The organism is Methanobrevibacter sp. UBA412 (genome assembly GCA_002495685.1).
GTDB lineage: Archaea > Methanobacteriota > Methanobacteria > Methanobacteriales > Methanobacteriaceae > Methanobrevibacter_A > Methanobrevibacter_A acididurans.
Genome location: DAGJ01000024.1, coordinates 110,231 through 131,477, shown reverse-complemented (window position 1 = coordinate 131,477; position 21,247 = coordinate 110,231). Strand labels below are relative to the sequence as shown.

At 27.1% G+C, this 21,247-nt stretch carries 18 protein-coding genes; 8 read left to right on the top strand and 10 right to left on the bottom strand.

All coding sequences use genetic code 11. The features are described 5' to 3' along the window. Positions 1 to 12: 12 nt before the first annotated feature. Positions 13 to 1,890, bottom strand: coding sequence for an FUSC family protein (locus BP997_RS07890; protein ID WP_413824484.1), 1,878 nt, complete (start codon positions 1,888 to 1,890; stop codon positions 13 to 15). Positions 1,891 to 2,319: 429 nt separating this feature from the next. After that, on the bottom strand, positions 2,320 to 2,580 hold the full coding sequence (locus BP997_RS07885; RefSeq protein ID WP_409198049.1) for a HypC/HybG/HupF family hydrogenase formation chaperone: 261 nt from the start codon (positions 2,578 to 2,580) through the stop codon (positions 2,320 to 2,322). Positions 2,581 to 2,849: 269 nt separating this feature from the next. Between BP997_RS07885 and BP997_RS07880 the strand changes: the two genes are divergently transcribed. Further along, positions 2,850 to 4,160 carry an FAD-dependent oxidoreductase gene (locus tag BP997_RS07880; protein WP_409198050.1) on the top strand — a complete coding sequence of 437 codons (1,311 nt, stop codon included), beginning with the start codon at positions 2,850 to 2,852 and terminating at the stop codon, positions 4,158 to 4,160. A gap of 20 nt (positions 4,161 to 4,180) precedes the next feature. Here the strand turns inward: BP997_RS07880 and BP997_RS07875 are convergent, their stop codons facing one another. The 3 genes from BP997_RS07875 to BP997_RS07865 form a co-directional block, all read right to left on the bottom strand. Further along, positions 4,181 to 5,281 carry a glycosyltransferase gene (locus tag BP997_RS07875; RefSeq protein WP_409198051.1) on the bottom strand — a complete coding sequence of 367 codons (1,101 nt, stop codon included), beginning with the start codon at positions 5,279 to 5,281 and terminating at the stop codon, positions 4,181 to 4,183. 70 nt (positions 5,282 to 5,351) lie between these two features. After that, complete coding sequence (locus tag BP997_RS07870) at positions 5,352 to 6,308, bottom strand: cell wall biosynthesis protein (RefSeq protein WP_413824633.1); 957 nt, start codon at positions 6,306 to 6,308, stop codon at positions 5,352 to 5,354. A 135-nt stretch (positions 6,309 to 6,443) separates the two neighbouring features. Next, a complete protein-coding gene (locus BP997_RS07865; RefSeq protein WP_413824486.1) occupies positions 6,444 to 7,505 on the bottom strand; it encodes an mRNA surveillance protein pelota in 1,062 nt (353 codons plus the stop codon). Between the two features lie 134 nt (positions 7,506 to 7,639). Between BP997_RS07865 and BP997_RS07860 the strand changes: the two genes are divergently transcribed. From BP997_RS07860 to glmM, 7 genes are all read left to right on the top strand, one after another. Then, positions 7,640 to 8,944 (top strand): prephenate dehydrogenase, encoded by a 1,305-nt coding sequence (locus BP997_RS07860; RefSeq protein WP_409198053.1) that lies wholly within the window; start codon positions 7,640 to 7,642, stop codon positions 8,942 to 8,944. A 486-nt stretch (positions 8,945 to 9,430) separates the two neighbouring features. Next, positions 9,431 to 11,647, top strand: coding sequence for a CDC48 family AAA ATPase (locus BP997_RS07855; protein WP_409198054.1), 2,217 nt, complete (start codon positions 9,431 to 9,433; stop codon positions 11,645 to 11,647). 276 nt (positions 11,648 to 11,923) lie between these two features. After that, complete coding sequence (gene thiC / locus BP997_RS07850) at positions 11,924 to 13,198, top strand: phosphomethylpyrimidine synthase (RefSeq protein WP_409198055.1); 1,275 nt, start codon at positions 11,924 to 11,926, stop codon at positions 13,196 to 13,198. Positions 13,199 to 13,227: 29 nt separating this feature from the next. Next, positions 13,228 to 13,509, top strand: a complete 282-nt coding sequence (locus tag BP997_RS07845) for a glutaredoxin family protein (protein WP_409198056.1) — start codon at positions 13,228 to 13,230, stop codon at positions 13,507 to 13,509. Positions 13,510 to 13,548: 39 nt separating this feature from the next. Then, positions 13,549 to 14,019: a ferredoxin-thioredoxin reductase catalytic domain-containing protein gene (locus BP997_RS07840; RefSeq protein ID WP_409198057.1), complete on the top strand. Its 471-nt coding sequence runs from the start codon at positions 13,549 to 13,551 to the stop codon at positions 14,017 to 14,019. A 16-nt stretch (positions 14,020 to 14,035) separates the two neighbouring features. Continuing rightward, the gene (locus BP997_RS07835; protein WP_409198058.1) at positions 14,036 to 15,688 is read left to right on the top strand and encodes an ATP-dependent DNA ligase; all 1,653 of its coding nucleotides are present in this window, start codon (positions 14,036 to 14,038) and stop codon (positions 15,686 to 15,688) included. A gap of 116 nt (positions 15,689 to 15,804) precedes the next feature. Beyond that, entirely contained in the window at positions 15,805 to 17,166 is a 1,362-nt protein-coding gene (glmM, locus tag BP997_RS07830) for a phosphoglucosamine mutase (RefSeq protein WP_409198059.1), read from the top strand. 188 nt (positions 17,167 to 17,354) lie between these two features. On the opposite strand, the gene BP997_RS07825 is transcribed toward glmM, so the two are convergent. Genes BP997_RS07825 through BP997_RS07805 form a run of 5 tightly spaced genes read right to left on the bottom strand, consistent with a single transcriptional unit; the run spans position 17,355 to position 21,197 of the window. Next, entirely contained in the window at positions 17,355 to 17,594 is a 240-nt protein-coding gene (locus tag BP997_RS07825; protein ID WP_409198060.1) for a hypothetical protein, read from the bottom strand. 15 nt (positions 17,595 to 17,609) lie between these two features. Next, the gene (locus BP997_RS07820) at positions 17,610 to 18,746 is read right to left on the bottom strand and encodes a tetratricopeptide repeat protein (RefSeq protein ID WP_409198061.1); all 1,137 of its coding nucleotides are present in this window, start codon (positions 18,744 to 18,746) and stop codon (positions 17,610 to 17,612) included. A gap of 42 nt (positions 18,747 to 18,788) precedes the next feature. After that, a complete protein-coding gene (locus tag BP997_RS07815) occupies positions 18,789 to 19,499 on the bottom strand; it encodes an anaerobic ribonucleoside-triphosphate reductase activating protein (protein WP_409198062.1) in 711 nt (236 codons plus the stop codon). Between the two features lie 34 nt (positions 19,500 to 19,533). Further along, the gene (gene hisC, locus BP997_RS07810) at positions 19,534 to 20,631 is read right to left on the bottom strand and encodes a histidinol-phosphate transaminase (RefSeq protein WP_409198063.1); all 1,098 of its coding nucleotides are present in this window, start codon (positions 20,629 to 20,631) and stop codon (positions 19,534 to 19,536) included. A gap of 35 nt (positions 20,632 to 20,666) precedes the next feature. Continuing rightward, positions 20,667 to 21,197 carry a gamma carbonic anhydrase family protein gene (locus tag BP997_RS07805; RefSeq protein ID WP_409198064.1) on the bottom strand — a complete coding sequence of 177 codons (531 nt, stop codon included), beginning with the start codon at positions 21,195 to 21,197 and terminating at the stop codon, positions 20,667 to 20,669. Between the last annotated feature and the right edge of the window lie 50 nt (positions 21,198 to 21,247).

Below are 21,247 nucleotides of genomic sequence, written 5' to 3'. Positions count from 1 at the left end.
AAAAATTTAAAGTTAACTAATATCTTTTGATAAATTAGTTAACATTAATCTTGTTTCATCACAAATATTTAACATGTTTTGGACTATTTCTAAATAGATTCTTTCATTTTTATTAAAATCTTTAACTAAATGATCTACTTTTTCAATATCCCAATTATTTTTATTAAAATCATCAAGTAAATCTATAGCCAATATTTTAACATTATTTGAAAGATTATCTACCCGTAATGTATTTCTAAGTAATGTACATTGTGCAGTTATTTCATTTTGGTTTTTCAAAATAGTATCAATATCTTCATTTTCATCTTGTTGATTATTAACTTCAATTTTATCAGAAATTAAACTAGTTTTAAGTATAATAACAGCATTTTTAACATCATCAACATCCCCAGATAATGCTTCCTTTAAATTATTAATTTGCTCCATATTTAATTTCATCTGCTTTTTACAAATATTTAAATCTTCTTTTATCAATGTATAAGGCATAATAATAAAATTTGCAGGTACTGCCACTACAATTCCTAACCCTACAAAAAGGAACCTTAAAATCATGGACATGTTAGCAGGATACATTGAAAATGAATAAAATACTGCTTGTAAAGTAATAAATATTGTGTCAATATCATACCTTTCAGGCTTTACCAATGTATAAACATAACTTATAATCATTATTAAAATAACTGTAGTATTAGCTGTGTTTAAATGAGTTCCTAATGCATAATTAAATAAATTAAAGTTTCCAAGGAATGCTAAAGCTAGTATAGAGAATATTATTAAACCTATTGTAGTTCCAATAATCCTATATTTAGATTTAGAAATAACATTCTCTTTATAAGGCAATATTATTGCAAGAGAAGTACATGCTAACCATCTTGCATCAGGTATATTAAAATAAATACCAATAAATTCCCAAAATGCTACAATAACAGCTAATCTAAATGCAAAAGTAAATTTAACAGAATCCTTATTGAAGTTTTCTTTAAAAATAGTTTTTATTCTAAATTCCCGAGGAATTTTAGATTCACGAACTATTTCTTCATTAGGTTCTTCAGATAAATAATTTAATTCATAATGAATAATTTTAAGATTAGATAAAATCCCATAACCAATTGATTGATGAGAACTAATAAATTTATTTATCTCTTCAAGAACAGAATTTAATTTAGTATTTTCATTTGTCTCTTGATGATATGTTTCATGTTCTATTAAATCATCTATTAACTTATCTAAATCTTTTAAATTATTATAATCATAATTATTTCTACAAACTGCCAAACCAATTTGTTCTATAGCTATTGTAAGATTCATTATTGATCTATTTTTAGGAGAAGTATAATAATTTTCTTCTAATCTATCATAAATAGCAGATTTGATAATTTTAATATTACTAATTAATACATCTTCAGAAACTTCTTTTCCTTTAATTTTTTCAGCAATGCAATTTTTTATTTCAGCCAAAAGTCCATTAATCCCTTTATGTGTTTGTGTTTTTAATTTATTTTTATTTAACAAAATGTTTATTCCAATAATAACTATGGATCCAACAACAACAGATAAAATTCTTAAAGGCAAAGCACTTAATGGCACTGGTGTAGACATAATTAACATATATCCTAATATAAATGGAAAGTATAACGGACTTTTTAAATCATGCATCATTAGATATATTATTAAAAAAATTAAACCAAAAATAAGAAAAATTCCTAGTACTGATGAGGCAGTAGTTAAATAACAAACTACAACAATACTAATATTTAATAGGATCATTCCAATTAGACTAGAGACTGGTTTTTGACTTAAATCTTGTCCAAGCATCATAAGTAATGTAACTAGAATCATTACCCCAACCATAGTATTATCTGAACCAAAAATAGCTACAAATAATCCCATAAAACCAATTAAAATAATGAAAAATAAAGTTTTACTTGCTATAAATTTTAAATCTATGATAATTCCTCCAAATTTTATAACATTATAAAAATAATATTAACATTTAAAAAAAATTCATTCTTTAAATTATTATATGTTTTTATAACTTTAATATAACCTTTTTGAATATTTTTTTCTTTTTAAAATTTATAGATATCACATAAAATACTAAAAAATTTTTAACTAGGTTATTAAATAGGTAAAATGAAAAAATGATTTTTTAAATTAAATAAAAAATAGATTAATTAAAAGTAAATGATTATAAAATAAAAAAGAATGGTGGTTATTTTTTTAATTAAAAAATAAATAATGAAAAATTAGGTATAAAAAATTTATATTGAAATATATTTATATTTTTTAAATAAGATTTTATATAAATTTATAATTTAATTAATCCATTGACTCAGCACGTTCTCTGTCTTCTTCATCAAGAACATCTAAAAGTTCATCCCATGCTTCTAAAGATTCTTTTGCAGCTTGTTCAGACAATTTTTCAATAGCATAACCTGCATGAACTAAAACATAATCATCTAACTGTATGTCTGGCATTAAATCTATACGAGCTTTCTGTTTAACTCCACCAAATTCAACAAAAGCTATTTTATCATCTTTATTCAATTCTACAACCTTAGCTGGTGCGGCTATACACATAAATATCTATCTCCCACAAATTAATTATAATAATTGTTTTATACATATATCTTATAAACATACATATTTATAAAATTAATTAAGATAATAACAAATGCAAAAAATTTAATAATAATTTTAATTAATTCTTTTAAAATAAAAAATCATTGAAAAGTTATAATCTATTTAATTAATATATAACATTACTATAGTATAAATTAAAGATATTAATGATTTGTTAAAACAAAAACAAAAAAAATGCATTTATAAAAACAAACAATGTGACAAAAATGGAAAATATAGTTATTGGAGCAGGACCTGCAGGAAGATTAGCTGCATTAGAACTTGGAAGATTAGGAAAAGAAGTATTACTTATAGAACAAAAGTATATTGCGGGAACATGTTTAAATGAAGGTTGCATGGTTATATGTGCTTTAAATGATGTAGCAAAATTTTTAAACGAAAGCAAACGATATGAAGATTTAGGATTTATAAAAACTAATACAGATTTTTCTTATGAAAAAATGGTAGAAAAAATTAAAGAAACACAAGTAATTCTTCGAAAAATTAATGAAAGTGATAATAAAAATGTAGGGAATCAAATTATTTATGGAAAAGCAGAATTAAGTATCGATGAAAATGATGAAATAAATGTTAAAGTTAATGGAAATATATATCATCCTGATAATGTTTTGATTGCTACAGGAGCAAGACCATTTATTCCAAATATTTCTGGAGCAAAATATGCTTTAACTAGTAGTGATGTGCTTAAATTAAAAGAAATTCCAAAGAAATTAAACATCATAGGTGGAGGAATAATTGCATGCGAATTAGCAAATATATTTTCTTCTTATGGAAGTGAAGTTAATATTTTCGCAAGAAGCACTGTATTGAAAAATTTAGAACCTAAAATCCAAAATTACACAGTACAAAAATTATTGAAAAAAATTAACATTCACGAAAACACAACCATTAAAGAAATTAAAAAAGATGAAATCATTACAACATCTGGAAATTACAGTGGAAAAACATTAATAGCAACTGGAAGAACACCAAATACAGACAAATTTAAAGATATTATAAAGTTAAATAATGATAAAACTATTAAAGTAGATAAAATGATGAAAACTTCTCACCCCAATATTTATGCTGCAGGGGATGTAATTGGAGGAATCCAACTAACACCAGTTGCACGAAGAGAAGGAATAACAGCAGCAAGGAATATGGCAGGATATTCAAATGAAATATATTATAATAACACCCCAGAATCAATAAGTTTAGATATGGATGTTAGTTTCATACAAAATAAGAAAGATACTGAAAAATTAAAAGAAGAAATTACAAACATAACTATACCTGGAGGTGCTGGTCCTGGAGCATTTTGGAAAGCATTGAGTTCAGAAACAGGTTTAACAAGTGTAGATCTAAATAATAAAACAGGAAAAATCGAAAATATAAGTGCAATATCTCCTTCTAGTGTAGATGATACTGCATATATGGCATTCCTAATGAATTTAGGCATTACAAAAGAAGATTTTAATGATTTTTTAGAATTACACCCATCAACAGATATGTACTATAAAATCATGAAGTTTATGTAAAAATATAAAAAAATAAATTTTTATTTATTTTTTTTGGATTCAGATATAATAATATCTGCTATTTTTTTACCGGCAGATAAAACTTCTTGACTATATTCAGTAGTTTTAGCCTGTATACTATTTAAATTATTTAAAGTATCAAAAATTTTATCATTTAAATCAATAATATCAGATTCAACAACTGCACCCGGGAAAATTGCAGCCATATTGTGATAACGACCATATTTTACTTTTGTTAATGCCATACAAGGCAATTCACAAGCCATAGATTCTTGAATCATGTTCCCATCATCTGTAAGAACCGCCAAATCAGTTATGGCATAACAATCCTTAATCCAATCAATATACCCTAAATTAATTACCTTAGACTCATCAACCATATCCAAATATTCTTTTTTCAATGGATCACCAACAAGCAAAATATTATATTCATCATTAACAACATCTGTAAAATTTTTTAATGCTTTAACAGACATTTCAAATAATGAAGAACCAGATGAAAAGAGTAAAGTAGTTTTATCTGCATCAAATTCCGCAATAGACTTTCCAGGATTATTATCTTTAAGTTCTAAAATATGTTGAGTAATATTTTTTAAACCATTAGATTTATCTCCTTTGGTTATACCCGGAGTTAATGGGAAAAATGATTTTTCTAAGTTAGGTGGAAGATTTTTTGATTTAAATAATTGATTTTCCGGCAAAACAATACAATGATTTAATCTTGAACAAACTTTAGAATCTAAAGGAGTATCAATTAATGCCACAGCAGGAACTTTAGCTAATTTAGCTGCAATACAACCTATAACAGCCCCACCACCAATAATACCAACAACAACATCAGGTTTAATATGTTGAATCAATTTCTTTGTTTCTCGTGCAGCTTTTAATGTTTTACCCCCTGCTTTAATAGTGGATATTTTACTAGCTGCATGCCCCCCAGCTTGAGGAATAGATACTTTATGCCAAGAATAACCATTTTTTTCATATAATAATCCAGGAGCATTATGATCTAAAGCTATTTCACATTTAACTCCCTCTTTTTCTAGGGATTTAACAACATTTAAACCTACTCTAGCATCTCCCCCTAAACCTCTCCCAGTAATAACTAATAACGCTTTCATAATTACAAACCCATAAATAAATATAATATAATATAATATTTTTTAAAAAAATATAAAAAAGTTATCTAATTTAAAGAAATTTTCTAAGACTATTTTTATTAACCTGTCGATCATTAGAAAAATGTTGTTTATTATTTGGTGCAAAAGGATTATACAATAATCTTCTAAATCCTAATATTATTAATAAAGGATTAGAAACTCTAATTTGTCTTTGACCTAATACTATTTTTCTAAAAAGATCTCCTAATCCCCCACCTGTTAATACATCCATAAAATAATCCCCAAAAGTAGGATTATAAATTTTTAACTTTCGAGATAAGAACCTATAAAGATTATTTCTTCTAATAAATGCAATTAAAATTGTGGTGATAATGAAGAAAATTAATGTACACCAAAATCCACCTAGCATATAGAAGGAAATACCTAAAGCTATAGCAAATGAGTGATTACCAACTTCACCTAACATTATCTTTCCAAAGTAATCTAAAGGAGCATAACCTAAACATACGGCTAAAATTAATAAAGGAGTATAAAATGCTGGTAACTCTAATATAGGTGCTGTACCTATTATAACCATTAAAATTGAAACTATAGCTGCAAGTATAAATACAACACTACAAGTAGAACCTGGTTGCATATCTGAAATATTAACTGGTTGAACAAGTAATGCAACAAGTATAGAAGACCATCCCATTAATGGGAAACCAATAATCATTACTAATAACATTCCTACACCACGGAATAATTGGCCCCACTCTACATTTAAATTTAATATTTTACGTCTACCTAATAAATCATCAACAAATGCAAATATACCAATAACAAGTACCAAATCATTGAATCCCTGTGGTAGATATAAACTTAATAATATGAAAGGAATCAAACCGATTGCTCGAGGAGTTCCACCTCTAATATTCTGATATAAATTGCCTAATAATCTTCTTTTACCTAAGAAACGGAAAATTATATTTAATACCATTGTTCCAAAAAAAGATAATAAGAATACGCCTAATAGTTGAAGATACATGGAGAACATGTTTTTTTAACACCCAAATTATTTATAAAAACTAATTAAAGAATAAATTAGTTATTTTTAAATATTAACATATTGTTAAAACTGATATATAATTGTTTTCAAAATTAAAAAAATTAAAAAAAAAGCTTAATTTACAGGATAACGAAGTAAAGCAGCAATACTTCCAAGGGATTCTAACTGTTTACCTCCTTCATGTTCACTACTTATAACAATTACTTTCCCAGACATGTTTTCAACCATATCCATTAAATTTTCTAAATTTTTACTTTTAATTGAATTATCTAAAACAAGCAATTTTTCAACAGCCCCAGAATTAACAGCTTTATTAACTTCTTCCCTACCATAGGCTACTTTAGAAGTTCCCTTTGACATTTCTTCAAAAAGTTTTTCTAATATTGACATTTCATAAGCTATTCTATTTTCTGAGGTTAATTTTTCAACAGTACCATTTTTAAGAACTTCATAAATTCCAGACCGACCTCCAGAGCCAGTGTTTTCTAATATGGATTTTTTAGCAATCTTTGGGAATTTATCTTTTAAATATTTAAAAAAATCATTTTTATAAAATCCTGGACCTGCAATGATAAAAGTTGAAACATCCTCAAAACGATTAATAACTTCAATAATACTTTGATAAAATTGGTTTAATTTTTTTTGACGACTTTTATCTAAAATTCGTTTACCTGAAATATTTCCCATAATAGGACCATAATATTCTACACCAAATTGACGAATCAAACCAATATCCGCAACATCATCTTCTAAACTAATAATAATAGCAGATAATTTTTTTGATGCTTTAATAGACTGATTAATTCTTTTTAAAATCCAATTTGACCATACTTCTTTACTAATTTTAATAGGAGTATTGATTTTTGCTTCAATTGTGTGATGAGAACCTAAAGGGATAATATCTTCTGGACCTTGAATAATTGGGCCAGTAAGTCTTAATTTACCTGTAAAAATATGAAAATTAATATTTTCAACTGATATTCCTAATGTAAAAGTTTTTTTAACACCTCGATCACTTCTAAGTTTATCCCCTGTTGTATCTTGAATACGACGAGAAGTTTTAGAATATATATTATCCCCAACTTCTATTATATGAGACAAATGCCATAAATCGTCTAATGTTTCTGGAAGAAGATTCATAACCCCATTTTTTTTATCTTGATAAATTATTTTCATTACAAATATACTCCTATATTACAGATTTTAAAGTTTTTAATATAATATATTATAATAATAAATAATATAATTATTAAATAATAAAAAAAAGATTTAATTTTATACAATATAAAATTTGTCATAGCAGGATTAAAATGAAAATTGGAATTATTGGTGGAACTCGGGGATTAGGAAAAACATTAGCTTGGTTCTTTAAAAGAGAAAATTTTGATGTAACTATTACAGGTAGAGATGAAACTGTTGGGAAAATTACTAGTTATGAATTAAATGTTAATTATTCCTCAAATAATGAAGAGGTTGTAAAATCTAGCGACATAATCATTATATCTGTCCCCATATCAAGCACAAAGGATGTTATTAAGGAATTAGCACCTAAAATGACACCTGGATCTTTACTTATAGATGTTACAAGTGTAAAAGAAGGACCTTCTAAAATTATGGAAAAATATGTTCCAAAAGATGTAGAGTTTATTCCAACTCACCCAGTTTTTGGTCCGAGAACAACAAGTTTAAATGGGCAAATAATAGTTTTAACTCCTAAAAAGAAAGGAAAATGGTATCCTAAAGTAAAAAAATTTTTAAAAAATAAAAAAATGAAAGTTATTGAAACTGTACCACAAGAACATGACAAAATGATGGCTATAGTACAAGTATTAACCCATTTTTCTTATATTTCTACTGCATATGCTATTGCTAAATTAAATGTTAATGTGAAAGATACTCAAGATTTTGAAAGTCCTATTTATAATCTTATGATAGATATGATTGCTAGAATAGTATCTCAAAACCCTTTTTTAACTTATTCTATACAATTAGAAAATAAAAATGGGGAACTTGTTCGCCAAACTTTTGCTGATGCAGTATGTGAATTAAAAGATGTAATTTCTACTAAAGATGAAGACAAATTTGTAGATATAGCATTAATAGCAACTAAAAACATGGGCGATATTCAGTCTGCTTTAGGTAGAAGTGATAAAGCTATTAATTCTCTTAATCATGAATCAAATATTTTAAAAATGTCTATTGGTAAAGAAATAGGTTTAAAACATATATACTCTGGAATTGTTCATATAGGAATTTTAGAAGATTTAGGTCCTGAATTCTTAAAATTAAATACTAATAAACATCACAAAAAATTAAAAATTTCTAATGTTGAAGTTTTAAGTGAAAAGGAGTTAATCCAATGGAAAATTAAACTTCAAAAAAATTATTCTCAATCTATTAGTTGTGTTTTCCCATTAACAGCTGATCAATATGTGATTAAAGATACTATTAATAATATTAAAGATATTACAAATGTTAAAATTATTGATGTTTATACTGGGCCACAAATTCAAGAAGGTTTTACTAGTTTTACTTTTAAGATTGAAGCATTGAATAATGCTGCATTTGAATCAACAAAAAATATATTAAAGGGTTTTGGAGGGGTTATTAGATAATATTTTTTTAAATTTTTTTATTTTTTAAATAATATATAACGAACTTAAAATATTTTAATAACAAAATGTAACTACTTATTAAAAACAAATAAAACATGACAAAAATGATTTATAAGATATTATAATGAATTTTAAATCTAAAATAATATATTTATAATATAAAATAAACTATAAGTGATTAAATATAAAAAATAAGAATAATAAATGGTTTAATAAATCGATTAAAAAAAAGTAAAAACCGAAATGTTTATATATTAGAAAATGCACATATTATACTATAGTTACAAAAACTTACTAAAAGATAATTGAAAGTAAAAAAAATAAAAAAGAAAGTATAAAACAATTTTTTATGAATAGCGTAACTATAATGCACAAAATTACAATTAAAATAACAAGAGTAACTTAAAAGTCAAAAGGTGATAATTAAAACTTAAAAAATAGAATAATTTAAAAAGAAATAAAAAATTAAAAAAGGAGATGGAAGTTATGGAAAATAATAATCAACAAAATCAAGAAATCACATTAAAAGTTGCAGAAGCAAGATCACAACACGACGTAGGTAAAGGAATAGCAAGAATCGATCCTGAAACAATGGTCAAAATTGGAGTAACTGATGGAGAAATAATACAAATAACCGGTAATAAAACAACAGCCGCAATGGTATTTTCATCACAAAATGAAATAAATTCAAAAACATTACGAATAGATGGTACAACCCGTAAAAACTCCAAAGCATCCATAGGACAAGAAGTTACTGTTCAAAAAGCTGAAGCAAAAGAAGCTAAAAAAATAAAATTAGCACCATTAGAAGATCCCATAAGAGTTAGTGGAGATTTAAATTCAGCTTTTAGGAATAAAGTGATGGTACAAGGTGATATAATAGTAACTGGATATAAACAACAAAGACAAAACTTAGGTGGAAACAGTTTATTTGATGATATGTTCCGAGAAATGATGGAAGTTCCAGCACTAGGTCAATTGAAATTAGCGGTAGTAAATACAAATCCTTTAGGAATTGTATATGTAGGACCCAACACCCAAATAGAAATGCAAGAAAATCCTGTAGACTTATCAAAAATTGAAGGAATATCTAACTTTGTGGATGTAAGCTATGAAGATATTGGTGGTTTAAAAGAAGAAGTTAAAAAAGTTAGAGAAATGGTAGAAATTCCACTTAAACGACCAGAAATATTTGATAAATTAGGAATTACCCCTCCTAAAGGAATTTTAATGTATGGACCTCCAGGAACAGGAAAAACATTACTTGCAAAAGCAGTAGCAAACGAAAGTGATGCGCATTTCATTACAATAAATGGGCCAGAAATAATGAGTAAATATGTTGGAGGATCAGAAGAAAATTTAAGAGGATTTTTTGATGAAGCAGAAGAAAATGCGCCTTCAATAATATTTATAGATGAATTAGATGCTATTGCTCCAAAAAGAGAAGAAACACAAGGAGAAACTGAAAGACGAACTGTAGCACAACTTTTAACATTAATGGACGGCCTTAACTCACGTGGACAAGTTGTGGTAATAGGAGCAACTAATCGTCCAGATTCATTAGACCCTGCATTAAGAAGACCTGGAAGATTTGACAGAGAAATTGAAATTGGAATACCTGATGTTGATGAAAGAAAAGAAATTTTAGAAATCCATACAAGATCAATGCCATTAGGTAAAGATGTAAATTTAGATGAATTTGCAGAATCAACCCACGGATTTGTTGGGGCAGATTTAGGATCATTAGCAAAAGAAGCAGCAATGAGAGTTGTTAGAAGAATAATTCCTGAAATTAAAGATGGGGAACCAATTCCTGAAGAAACTCTCAAAAAGATTATAGTAAACAAAGATGATTTTAAAGAAGCACTTAAAGAAATTCAACCATCTGCATTAAGAGAAGTAACAGTTCAAGTACCTGACGTAAAATGGGATGATATAGGTGGATTAGATGAAGCTAAACAAGAATTAAAAGAAGCCATTGAATGGCCTTTAAAATATCCGGAAAATTTTGAAAAATTCGGAATTAAGCCACCTAAAGGAACTTTATTATATGGAATTCCAGGAACAGGAAAAACATTACTTGCAAAAGCAGTAGCAAACGAAAGTGAAGCAAATTTCATATCTGTTAAAGGACCAGAATTATTATCAAAATGGGTAGGAGATTCAGAAAAAGGAATTAGAGAAGTATTTAAAAAAGCTAAACAAGCTTCCCCAACAGTAATATTCTTTGATGAATTAGATTCAATAGCCAGCACACGTGGAAATTCATTAGGAGATTCTGGTGTAACTCAAAGAGTAGTTAATCAATTATTAACTGAAATTGATGGTATGGAAGAATTACATGATGTTGCAGTAATTGGTGCTACAAACCGACCAGATATGATTGATCCAGGACTTATGAGACCTGGAAGATTTGATAGACATATTGAAGTTGGCACACCTAATGAAGAAGGTAGATTATCCATATTTAAGGTACATACTAAAAATATGCCTTTATCTAAAGATGTTAAATTAGAAAAATTAGCAAAAGAAGCAGAAGGTTATGTTGGAGCTGATATTGAAGCAGTATGTCGAGAAGCTGCAATGTTAACTTTAAGAAATAATATGGATTCAAATGAAGTTCCAATGAAATACTTTGAAGAAGCAATGGATAAGGTAAAACCTAGTAATAATAACTCTGATGATATGATTCAATATAATTAAATAGATTAGAAAAAAAGAATTATAACTAGTTTATAGCCATTAAACATCCTAATTAATAGAGTTTACTAAAACCAGAAAATAAAGAGAAAATAGTTAATTATTTAACTATATCTCTTATTTTTTTAAAACATTTGTATTACTTTTTTTAAAAATAATAATAAAAATTGTTAATTGAACTTTAATTTTAAACAAAATTTAATATTAAGTATATACTTCATATAAAATAGAGAAAAAATTTTCAATAATATATTACTATTAAATTTCGAGGGATTATAATTGACTCAAATGGAAGAAGCTAAAAAAGGCAATATCACTCCAGAAATGGAAAAAATTTGTGAAAAAGAAAGAATTAGTACTAAAGAAATAATAACTAAAGTAGCAGAAGGTAAAATAGTAATACCTAAAAATATTAACCGAAACACAGAAGCATGTGGAATAGGTGAAGGATTAAGCACAAAAATAAATGCAAACATAGGTTCAAGTAGTAAAATAGAAAATATAAAATTAGAAACCCATAAAGCAAAACTATGTATGGAATATGGTGCTGATGCATTAATGGACTTAAGTACTGGTCCTGATTTAGAATTATTCAGAAAACAAATAATGGAAACTGTAAATATACCGATAGGAACTGTTCCTATTTACGAAGCAGGAGTCATTACTCTTAACAAAGGAAACGAAATTATTGATATGGAAGAAGATGATATTTTTAAAACAATAGAAAAACAAGCTAAAGAAGGAGTTGATTTCATGACTTTACATTGTGGAATCACTCAAGATCTAGTTAAAAAATTAAAAAATGCTAAAAGAGAAATGGGAATAGTTAGTAGAGGCGGAACATTCTTAGCTTCATGGATTTTACATAACGAAAAAGAAAATCCATTATATGAAAATTATGATTACTTACTTGAATTAGCTAAAGAATATGATATAACTCTAAGTTTAGGTGACGGGTTACGACCAGGATGTTTATCCGATGCTAGCGATGTTCCCCAAATTCAAGAATTAGTTACTTTAGGAACATTAGTTAAGAGAGCCCAAGAAGCCTCTGTTCAAAGTATGGTTGAAGGACCAGGACATGTACCTTTAAACCAAATAAAGTCAAATATGGAAATACAAAAAACATTATGTTATGGTGCACCTTTCTATGTATTAGGTCCAATTGTAACAGATTTAGCACCCGGATATGACCACATAACTTCTGCAATCGGAGGAGCAATAGCAGCATCCAGCGGTGCGGATTTTTTATGTTATGTAACTCCAGCAGAACATTTAGGTTTACCTGAATTAGATGATGTTAAAGAAGGTATAATTGCATCAAAAATAGCAGCTCAAGCTGGAGATGTAGCTTTAGGGTTGGATACCGCATGGGAAAAAGAAAAAATGATGTCAAAAGCTAGAAGAAACTTTGATTGGGATCAACAATTTGATATAGCATTTGATAGTTCTAAACCTAGAAAATATCGTGACAAATGTAAACTTGATGATAATGAAATGTGTACAATGTGCGGAGAATACTGCTCTGTTAAAATAGCAAAAGATGATTTTTAATTAATTAAAAAAAAAGAAGATGTGATAAAATGGAATTAGAACATGTAAATGGAGAAAATAAAGGAGATATATTATTATTTGCTTTAAGTACCTGTGGATGGTGTAAAAAAACAAGAGAACATCTTGAAAAGTTAAATTTAGAATATGATTATATTTATGTAGATTTAACTGAAGGTGAAGAAAGAAACGAAGCTGTTGAAACACTTCAAAAATATAATAAAGATATATCATTCCCTACAATTGTATACAATGATAAAGACATTATAATTGGATACAAACCTGATGAAATTGATGATTTAATAAAAGAATGATTAATGAAAAAATTATTTTAATAGGAGAGTGTCCTTAAAATGTTAACTTATGACAAATTTAAAAAATCTGCAGAGGATAATGGATATTTCATAAACCCCGATAAAGAATTTGTTGAAACACTTATTGAAAATATTGAGGTTAATAAAGATCGATATGGTTATGGAGCTTGTCCTTGTAGATTAGCAAGTGGAGATAAAACAAAGGATCTAGATTTGATATGTCCATGTGATTATAGAGATATAGATCTCGAAGAATATGGATCATGTTTTTGTGCTTTATATGTTAATAAAAAAATAGCAAATAGTCAAGAAACAGCACAATCAATTCCAGATAGAAGATTAAGTGAAATTAATAAAAAAATAGAATTAAAAGATGAATCTAAAGTTTTAAATACAAAATATCCTATTTGGAGATGTAAAGTCTGTGGATATTTATGTAGTAGAGAAAAACCTCCGGAAATATGTCCAATTTGTAAAGCAGAATCTTTAAGGTTTGAAAAACTATTATAAAAAGGAATTTAATTAAATGAAGTACCAAGAACTTGTAAATGTTTATGAAGCATTGAGTAATACTACTAAAAGATTAAAAAAAACAGATATTTTAGCTAATTTTTTTAAGAAGGTAGATGATGAAACATTACCTATTGTAACTTTATTAGCTTTAGGGAAAGTATTTCCATTTTACAGTGAACAAGAAATGGGAATCGGAGATAAACTCGTAATGAAAGCTATTAGTAAAGTTATTGGAGTAAATGAAAATGAAGTTGAAAATCAAATAAGGGACCAAGGGGATATTGGAGCAGCTGCTGAAAAATTATATTCTAAAAAGAGCCAAACTACTTTTTTTTCACAACCCCTAAGTATCAAATTTGTTTTTAGTAACTTAAAAAAATTAGCAACTATTTCTGGTAATAATTCAACCAACAAAAAGATTTCAATAATTTTAGAGTTATTATCTTCAGCTTCTGGAACAGAAGCCAAATATATTACTAGAACAATAACTGAAGAATTAAGAATTGGAGTAGGTGAAGGAATTATTCGTGACGCCATTTCTGATGCTTTTGATATAAATAAAAGTGTCACTGAAAGAGCTTATATGTTAACAAATGATTTAGGACTTGTTGCAGAAGTAGGAAAAAATCAGGGCGAAAATGGACTAAAAAAATTGTCTTTAACCCCAGGAAAACCTGTTAAACCTATGCTTGCACAATTATCTCCTAATATAGATGAAAGTATATTAGAGATGGGTGAAGCTCTTTGTGAAACTAAGTATGATGGAATACGTATGCAAGTTCATAAAAATGGAGACAATATAACAATATTTACTAGACGATTAGAAAATATTACAAAAGCTATTCCAGAAATAGTAAATGAAATTCGTGAGGCATTTCCGGATGAAAATTATATTGCAGAAGGTGAAGTCATAGCAACACGTAATGGTAAACCTTTATCTTTCCAAAATATATTACACAGAGTCCGTAGAAAATATAATATTGAAGAAGCTATTGAGTCTGTTCCTCTTAAAGTTTATTTATACGATCTTTTATATTATAAAAAACCAACATTGGATGAACCAATTAAAATAAGAAGAGAGATTCTTGAAAAAATTGTTAATACAAAAAGTGATAATTTAAATCTTAGTGAAAAAGCTATGGTTAATGAAGATAATCTTAAAGATGCAAAAAGATTATTTGAAAAATCTATTGCCGAAGGGCATGAAGGAATAATGATTAAAGATGCCAAAGAACCATATATACCTGGAATTCGTGGCAAAAAAATGTTAAAATTTAAAGCTGAACCGGAAACATTAGATGTTGTGGTTGTTGGGGGAACATATGGTATAGGTAAAAGAGGTAATTTTATTGGATCCTACATGGTAGCTCTTAGAAATGATGATGAAGAATTAGAAACTGTTGCTCATGTAGCTACTGGTTTAACTGATGAAACCTTAGCAAAATTAACAAAAATGATGGAAAAATATAAAATTAACGAAAAAGGTACAAAAATTATTGTTAAGCCTAAAATAATTTTAGAAATTGCATATAGTGAAATCGTTAAAAGTCCAGAATATGATGCAGGTTATTCTTTAAGATTCCCTGTAGTGAAAAGAATTCGTGACGATAAAGGCTTAGAAGATATTGATACTGTAGAAAGATTGAAATCTATGTATAAAGAATAGATTCTTTTTTAAAAAAAATTTATAATTAAAAAAATATAAAATAAATACTATAATAATTTATGAATTCCAATATATAGGATATATTTTTAAAAATAATATTAATGGTGATTTGATTTATGGCAAATAAAAGATTATTTGGGACATTTGGAGTTAGAAGAATAGCAAACGAAGTTTTAAATCCGGAATTTGCATCCCGATTAGCAGCATGTTATGGTACATTAGTTCAAGGAACTGTGGCTATTGGAGGAGATACAAGAACAAGTACTCCTATGTTAAAACATGCTATAACCGCAGGATTATTATCTTCAGGTTGTGATGTAATAGACCTTGGAATTTTACCTACTCCAGCAATACAATATGCTGTTAGAACATATTATGATGGTGGAATTATAGTTACTGCATCACATAATCCTCCAAAGTATAATGGACTAAAATTTGTAGATGAATTTGGTATTGGTACTCCCGATAATATGGAATTAAAAATAGAAGAATTATACTTTGATAAAGAACCTAAACGAGCTAAATGGAATGAAATGGGAAAATATTGTATTAATGAATCTATTATAGACGAATATATTGAAGAAACTCTTAAAAGAGTAGATGTAGATGCAATAAAAAATGCAAATTTAAAAGTAGTAGTCGATTGTGGTTCTGGAGCTGGTTCTTTCACAGCACCTTACATATTAAGAAAGCTTGGATGTGAAGTAACTACATTAAATTGTCAAGCTGATGGATTTTTCCCAGGACGTAACCCTGAACCAATAGAACCAAATTTAACAGAATTAATAAACACTGTAAAAATTTTAAATGCTGATTTAGGTTTAGCTCATGATGGTGATGCAGACAGAACTATTTGTATTGATAATAAAGGAAACTTTGTTTTAGGAGATAAAACTTTTTCATTAGTTGAAAAACAAATGTTAAAGGAAAACAATGGAGGAATTATAGTAACTACTGTTGCAACTTCAACTGCAATTTATGATATAGCTAAACAGTATAATGGTAAAGTTATAACAACCGCTGTAGGAGACTTACTTGTAGCAAGAAAATTAAAAGAAGAAAATGGTCTTTTTGGTGGAGAAGAAAACGGTGGCCTTATTTTCCCAAACTTTGTTTATGGTCGTGACGCTGCAATGACTGTAGCTAAGATATTAGAGATAATTGCTAAGGAAAAAAAATCATTATATGAACTTGTTAAAGAATTACCAAAATATTATTCTGAAAAAATGAAAATTGAATGTCCTGATAATAAAAAATCAGAAATTATGAAAAGTATTGTTAAGGAAATAAAAGAAACAACTAATTATAAAATAGACACTACAGATGGAGTGAAGATATTAAAAGAAGATGGTTGGATTATTATAAGACCTTCCGGAACTGAACCTATTTTTAGATGTTTTGCAGAATCAGATTCTCAAAAAAAATCTACTGAAATGACAGAATGGGGTATTTCTTTAATTAAAAAATATTTAAAATAAACATAATAATTTAAAAATTGCTTTATTTTTTCTATTAAAAATTTAAAAGAATTGACTAATTAAATAGAAATAAATATTAAAACTTTAATAAAAAACATAAGGTAATTAAATAATTTAAGCAATACATGAAAAAATTAGAAAAATTAGAAAACTTAAGGTATATGTTCTTACACTTTTTTAATAAAAAGTTATACCAATAAAAAATAGGTATATAATGCAGATATTAAACAAAACCCAATATAAATTATAACTCTTACAGTAATCAATTTTTCATGTTTACCTTGATAATCATGAGTAAAATGATCAACAACAATCATTATTAAAAATATTAAGAAAAAAATCAAACCTGGAATTAATTTACCTAAAATAATTTGACTTGTTCCAGGTATCAAAAAAGCCAAAGCAATCAAAATTAAATCATACCACATAAAAAAACCCAAAAATTATAAATTTTCTAAACATTCCTCTTTCAAAAATTGAGCATCCTCATTATTTGGATGCTTAGCTAAAATTTTAATAAAATAACTTAAAGCCTCTTGATATTCCTCTAATTCCATTAAAACAATACCTTTATTTAATAAAAAAATTGGATTATCATTTTCAAGATTAATAGCTTTATTATAACAATCTAAAGCTTCTTGAAAACGCCCTAAATCTAACAAAGCATTGCCTTTTCTATTTTGAGCAGAAGCATCAATATCCGAATCATCAAAACATAACTCCATTGCTTTATCATAAGATTCCAAAGCCTTTTCAGGGTTATTTAAATCATTTAAAAGATTTCCTCTAGCATTCCAAACTTGAGGATCAGAATCATCTATACTTAAAATTTTATCATAAATATTTAGAGCTTCATTTAATCTGCCTAAAACTTGAAGAATAAAACCTCTCCAATATAAAACTACAGTATTTTCAGGATTTATTTTAACAGCCTCATCATTAACTTCAAGAGCCTCTTCAATACGCTCACAATTTAAAAGAGCAATTGCTTTATTATTTAGTATATACTCATTATTTGGGTTTACTTCAATAGCTTTATCATAACAACCAATAGCTTCATGAAATTTACCCAAACGAGAGAGATTATCTCCCTTTTTATTCAATAAATAAATATCTTCAGAATCAAACCCTAAAGCCGCTGAATAACACAACACAGACTTATCATATTTACCACTATCAAAAAGTATATCTGCTCTTTGGGTAATCATGGCTTTTTCATCAATTTTATCTCCAATCCAATCTTCAATATTTAATTTTTCAAAATAGATTACCTGAAAAATATTATCATCATTAATATCTTCAGCATACATCTTCTTAAATTCTTTAGTCATTTCTTGAGCATTAAGAAACCCTTCCTCTTTTGCTAATTTGTCATTATGTTTTAAATTTTTAAATTTAATCAAATCAACTTTAGTAACTTGAGCTTCAAAAACTTTCTTTTTTTCTTTAGAAATTAAATTCCAATAACAGTATAAACGATCCCCTACTTTTAAAGGATTTTTCCATAATTTACGTATTGTCATGTTCTTTTTTTGAGTAATAATATTAATATTTTGACTTCCAAACGACAATATTGGCATTTAATCCCTCTAAAATTTTTTTAAAAACATGAAAAAGAAAATTTAAATAACTTCCTCTCCAAATTCTGCACTTTTCACTTTAATAACTGAGTCTTTAAGTATTGATTTTATTTTTTTAGCCATATCCTTCAATTCATGAGGATTAGGACTTTCAATATCTTTTAAATCTTCATCAAGAACACTTCTATTTCTAAACTGTTGTAAGGTATAAACATTACAATTAATTTCATAGCTTATATCAATAATATCTTCAGGTTTAAGTAAACCCGGAACATAAGTAGTCCGACATTCCAAATAGGTTTTATCATATTGATTAACTAATTCCATACTTTTTTTAACATTTTCCCCAATATTTGAACCAATTATGGTTTCATATTTTTCAAAAGGAGATTTAATATCCATTGCAACATAATCAACTAAATTTAAATCTAAAACTTTTTTTAATCTATCTGGATAAACTCCACTTGTATCTAATTTAGTTTTTAATCCTAATTTTTTAGCAACACGTAGAATACTTATCAAATCATCTAATTGTGATAGTGGTTCCCCTCCAGATACATCAACTGCATCAATAAAATCTTTGGAATCATCAATTACTTTATAAACTTCACCAATATCAATATCATCACCATCTTCTAAAATTTCACCATTATGACAATAAGGACATCTTAAAGGACAACCTGCTAAGAAAATTACTAAAGACATATTCCCATGAAATTCAACAGAAGATATTAATGTAGTTCCAATTTTCATAATTTGTGTAACCTACCTTTTAATATATTTTTACTTAATTTACAACTTCTTTTAATATGTTTAAAAACTTTTTGTCTTCTTCAATAGTTGCAATACTTATTCTAATCCAATATTCATCTAAACCTTTAAAAGAAGTACAATCTCTAACAATTACGCCCTTTTTTAACAATTCATAAGATAATTCATTTGCAGTAAATCCAGTTTCCCTTACATCTATTACCATAAAATTTGATTGAGATTTTAAAACATGCAATTTATTGATTTTAGAAACACCTTCATATAATAAATCCCTACTTTCTTTACCTTTAATAATTGAATCTTCTATGAATTTTTTATCTTTTAAAGTTGCTAAAGCCGCCACATAAGATAGCCGAGTGAGAGAAAAAACAGGTTTAATTCTATGCATATATTCTATATTCTCACTATTAGATAAACCATAACCTATTCTCATACCTGCTAGACCCATAACTTTTGAGAAAGTTCTTAAAATAAACACATTAGAATAATCTTTAATTAAATTAACATGATTAGATTCAGCATATTCAATATAAGCTTCATCAATAATTACTAAAGCATTAGTAGCATCTAAAATTGTTTTAATATCTTCTTCATTAATAACAGCCCCTGTAGGATTATTTGGAGAACATAAAAAAATCATTTTTGTTTTATCAGATAAAGAATTTAAAATTGAATCAACATCCAAAGTATTACTATTTAAATCCCAATTACCATAAATTGGTATTGCCCCATAAGGTTTTAAAAGAAACTCATAATATGTGTAAGATGGCAATGGAACAATAAATTCATCACCAGGTTCGATAAAAGTTTTAATTAATGAATCTAAAACTTCATCAGCACCATCTCCACCAATAATAACCTGATTAGGTTTAACACCTGCATAATTTGCAATTTCTGATTCAAGTTTAGTTAAATCAGATTCTGGATATCTATTAACATTATCAACTTCATTTAGAATAGCAGTCTTAACTTTACTAGAAGGACCCCATGGATTTTCATTTGAACCTAATTTAATTATATCCTTTTCATTTATATTAAATTCATTAACAATTTCTTCTTTGGATCTACCCGGAACATACGGATCTAATTCTAATACTGCTTTTTTCGGATTCATTTTTTTATACCTACATTAAAAAAAAAGATTATTAATTAAAATTCAAATTCAACATCATATATTTTTGGGGCATCTTTAACAAAATTAAAATTCGCATCATATGCATTGGATAAATTTACATAATGCTTAGCATTAAATTTAATTAAATTTAATTGTTTTTCTGAAATTTCTTTAACAACTTTCCCCGGAGTACCCATTATTAAACTATTGTCTGGAAATTCATGATTTTCTGTAACAACAGCACCTGCAGCAACAATAGAATTTTTACCAATGTGCGCATTATTTAAAACAGTTGCATTCATTCCAACAATTACATTATCATCTATAGTACATCCATGCACAACAGCAGCGTGACCGATAGATACATTTTCACCTATATTTAATGATAAACCTGGAGAACAATGAAGAACACAATTATCCTGAACATTAGAATCCTTTCCTAATGAAATATGACTTGTATCTCCTCTAATAACTGCATTATACCATACTGAAACATTTTCCCCTAAATCAACGTCTCCTACAACATGAGCTCCTGGGAAAATTTTTGCTGACTTGTGAATATTCATTTTTTATTCCTCCTAAATATAAAAATTATTTGTTTTATATAAAAAAATTT